The 3,170-nt window shown below is 73.4% G+C and carries 2 protein-coding genes; both read right to left on the bottom strand.

The features are described 5' to 3' along the window. Nucleotides 1–1,969 (bottom strand): ABC transporter permease (locus DQW85_RS25395; protein WP_113702487.1); only part of this gene is annotated, 1,969 nt, incomplete at its 3' end. Further along, nucleotides 1,966–3,170: ABC transporter substrate-binding protein (locus DQW85_RS25400; RefSeq protein WP_205315397.1), on the bottom strand; the 1,205-nt coding region annotated here is incomplete at its 5' end. The genes DQW85_RS25400 and DQW85_RS25395, both read right to left, overlap by 4 nt.

Raw genomic sequence — 3,170 nt, forward strand, 5'->3', positions numbered from 1 at the left:
CGCCCGCGAGCGGCGCGGCCCCCTCCGTGGCCCCGGCACCCTCCCGCACGCGCCGCGGCACGACCACTTCCCCCGCCCCAGCACCGCGACCACGGCGGCGGCGGTGACGGGACTCGGCCAGCTGGGCCAGCACCCCGTCCGGATGCCTGGCCAGGACCATGCCGCCCGCCCCGAACAGGACGGCCCCCACGTGCGCCGACACGTCCCAGGTGGCGAGCAGCTCGGGGAAGACGGCGGCGACGAGCCCGCCGAGCACTGCCCCGCCGACGCGCCGCACCCCCTGGAGCACCACCACGGCCAGCCAGACGAACCCCGCGAAGGCCGGCAGATCGGTCGCCGTGATCGACCCCTTGGAGATCGCGAACAGCACGCCCCCCAGCCCCGCGATCCCCGAGGCCAGCGCGAACAGCATGATCTTGGTCCGCGGCGCGGACAGCCCCGAGGTGACGGCCGCGGCGGGAGCCGATCTGACCGCCAGGATCGCCCGCCCGGACGCCGACCGCTCCAGGTTGCGCACCAGCAGCCCGACGCCCCCGATCAGCGCGAGCAGCAGCACCACCCGCACCCGCGGATCGGACGTGTCGGCGAAGCCGAAGCCCAGCGCGGGCAGCGGCCACCCGATCGTGCCGTTGCTGAACGCGTCCACCTGGAACAGCACCTGGTCGGCGAGCAGCGCCAGCGCGAGGGTGGCCAGCGTCAGCACCCGCCCGCCCAGCCGCAGCGCGGGCAGCGCGACCAGCACGCCCACCGCGCACGCCGCCAGCACGCCGAGCACGATCGCCACGAAGAACGGCAGCCCCGACGCGAACGCCCACCCGCAGGTCAGCGCCGCCATCGCGGCGAAGGCGGCCTGTGCCAGGTTGACCATGCCGCCGATCCCGGTGACCACCACGAACGAGCAGAAGATCAGCGCCAGCACCAGCCCGTGGGCCGCCACGCCCACGTAGTACTCGGGCCCGGCGAACGCGAACGCCAGCAGCGCCACGAGCGACACCGCCCACGGCAGGCGCCGCCGCCAGACCGGCACTCCGGCAAGGTGGTCGGGCGGCGGCGCGTCCTCGGCCGCGGAGCCCGCGACCCGCTCGCGAGACCGGTTCAGCAGCACGAGCCCGGCGAAGAGCAGGATGACCGGCACGGCGGTCCGCAGCCCGGTGATCTCCTCCAGGAAGTCGGTGTAGCCGGCGACCAGGTTCTGCACCACGCCCAGCGCCAGACCGGCGGCGAACGTCCACGGGATGGACCGCAGCCGCCCGAACACCGCCGCCGTCGCCGAGGCGAACAGCAGCACCGTGTACGCGGTGGCGTCGAGCCCGAGCACCGGCACGGCCAGCACCCCCGCGAGCCCGGCGAGCCCCGAGCCGAGCATCCAGGCCAGGGCCGAGGTGGCGTCCACGTCGATGCCGCGCAGCGTGGCGAGCCGCCGCCGGTCCACGCAGGCGCGCATGCGCAGGCCGTACGGAGTGTGCCGCATGAACGCCCACAGACCCGCGGCGGTGACGGCCGAGAAGCCGAACGTGATCAACTGGTCGGTGTCGAGGCGGACGCCGAACAGGTCGAGCGGGACGGCCGGATGCGGCCCGATCCCGCGGGGCAGCGAGGTGGCGTCGGCGCTCGGCAGCCCGAGCACGTCCACGAGCAGCAGGCCGAGGGCGGGCAGCGCGATCGTCAGCCCGATGGTGCCGACGATCTGGGCCGTCTCACCCGCCTGGGCGAGCCCGCGGAACATGGCCCTGTGCAGCAGGTAGCCGAGCGCGGGCGCGAAGACCCCGGCCGCGAGCGCCGCCGACAGCCACGAGGGCAGCCCGGCGGCCACGTTGCACTGGTAGAACAGCAGCGCCGACATGAAGCCGATGGCGCCGTGGGCGAAGTTGAACACCCCGGTCGCCGCGTACGACAGGGTCAGGCCCGACCCCATGACGGCGAAGATCGCCCCGGTGACCAGGCCGCTGACGACGTAGCCGAGGATCATTTCAGCGGCACGTTGTCGAAGCACTTCATGCTCTTGGCCACCTCGAAGGCACCGCCTTCGAGCTTGACCAGAGCGCCGCAGCCGTTCGGCTCGGAGTGGTCCTTCGGGAACCTGACGCGGCCGAAGCCGGGGTTCTCGTAGGAGTAGGAGCCGTTGCCGGTGGCCAGGAACCTCTGCCTGGTCAGGTCCCTGCCGGTCTTCTCCAGCATGTCGAGGAAGATGTCGGCCGCCCAGTAGCCGATGGCCATGTGCTGGGTGAGCGTGGCCCCGGGAGCCACCTTCTCGACGTCGGCCCTGAGCGTGCCGATCTCGGGGGCGGCCGACTCGAACGGCTCGAACATCGGCGCGGCGATCACGCCCTCCAGTGCCCGCGCGCTGGCCGGGTCCTTGAGGATCGCGGCGTCGTAGCTGGTGGCGTCGGTGAGCACACCCTGGTAACCGGCCCGCTTGAGCGCCGAGTAGAGGCCGACGTTGAACTTGGTGCCGGCGATCACGGAGACCACGACGTCGGGGGCCCTGCCGCCGTTCGAGTTCATGATCTTGTTGACGTACGGCAGCCAGTCGGGCGGGGGCGCGGACGCGGGCAGCCCGGAGTTCACGCCGACCAGCTCGAACCCCGCCGCGGTGAACGACTGGGAGATCGTGGTGCCGCCGTACTTGCTGCCGCTGGAGTCGCTGGTCTGCACGTAGACGGTCTTGCTCGCGGCGCCGCCGAGCAGGTCGGCCATCTGCCTGCCCCACCAGGTCTGCGACCCCGCCCCCTTCTTGGGCGCCAGGCAGCCGTTGTAGCCGAAGCCGGTCCGCGTGCCGCACCACTGCGGCCCGGTCGCCCAGCCGAACCACGGCACGCCCTGCTGCTCCAGGAACGCGGCGCCGCCGAAGTTGGGCGCGTGCACGGGCACCAGCGCGAACACCTGGTCCTTCTGCACGAGCTTCTTGGCCGCGGCGTCGCCCTTGGCCGCGTCCTGCCCGTCGTCCTCCGCGCCGGCGAACTCGATCCGCCGCCCGTGCACCCCTCCGGCGGCGTTGGCCCGCTCGAACCTGGCCTTCGCGCCAATCTCGGCGTCCTTGGTGGAGTAGCCGCTGGCGCTGGTCTTGGTCAGCACGCCGCCGACCTTGACGGCCGTGTCCGTCACGCCGGGCGCCGCGCCGCCCGCCGCGCCTGGGGCCTGCCGTTGAGCGGCGCACCCGGCCAGCAGCG

Origin of the sequence: Nonomuraea lactucae (assembly GCF_003313395.1) — a bacterium.
Classification (GTDB): Bacteria; Actinomycetota; Actinomycetes; order Streptosporangiales; family Streptosporangiaceae; genus Nonomuraea; species Nonomuraea lactucae.